The sequence below is a fragment of the Flavobacterium sp. genome (assembly GCF_017744675.1).
In the GTDB taxonomy this organism is placed as follows: domain Bacteria; phylum Bacteroidota; class Bacteroidia; order Flavobacteriales; family Flavobacteriaceae; genus Flavobacterium.
Map to the genome: position 1 here is coordinate 1 of NZ_JAGIAV010000014.1, position 804 is coordinate 804.

The window sequence follows — 804 nt, forward strand, 5'->3', positions numbered from 1 at the left end:
GATTTGTTATATTCACACCGAATCGAAAAGTATAAGAATTGCCATATCCTGTCGTTCTTATTAAAACTGTTAGATAAACATTAGCTCCTTTTTCAATTGGTTTATTAAGGTCTTGTTTTTCATTAATCATTTCTAGAACATTTTGAGGAAGATTACTTAATTTATCACCTAAATTTATAATTAAAGTTTTTATTTCATCAGTATTGTCAGGATTAATAATTATAGTTGAACCATCAACATTCTGTACAACAATGTTTCCATTTCCATCAATATGTGTCTTATTTTCCATAATTTTCGATTAATTTCGCCTAACGTTCTGATACTACAGCGGGTTTGGTACTAAATTAAACCCATTCTTCGGATTTGCCAAATCATTCAAATACAAAACCATCTTTCCATTAAGCTAATTGCTCAACTCCTTTGTAGTGGCTGTTAGGCGAGGTTTCTTTATAAACTGTTTTTCAATTCTAACTCATATTTTTCAAAAAAATCATCACAGCTTATTTTTAACTCTTGTATATTTTGTTGTAAATTTTCATCATTAAAAATTCGAATTATTGAATTATTGTATTCGTGATATGATCTGGATAAAAGTACTTGTTCTTTATTTATGCTTTTTAAGGTTAAATCATTGTTTGGTTGCATTGAAGCATTAAATAATTTACCTTTTATTATTATTGTTGGAAAATATAGATTACAAACTTTTTCTCTTTTAGAATTATTTGTTGAAGTAGCAAAATGCTCACAGGATTTCAAAGTTGTCTGAACTGCTTCATAAGCTCTATCATTTCCAGAATTTAATCC

The 804-nt window shown here is 27.7% G+C and carries 2 protein-coding genes; both read right to left on the reverse strand.

The genetic code is table 11. The features are described from left to right. On the reverse strand, positions 1-289 hold a 289-nt coding region (locus J7574_RS23120), incomplete at its 3' end, for a hypothetical protein (protein WP_290974717.1). 158 nt (positions 290-447) lie between these two features. Continuing rightward, the coding region (locus tag J7574_RS23125; protein WP_290974719.1) for a hypothetical protein at positions 448-804 on the reverse strand (357 nt) is incomplete at its 5' end.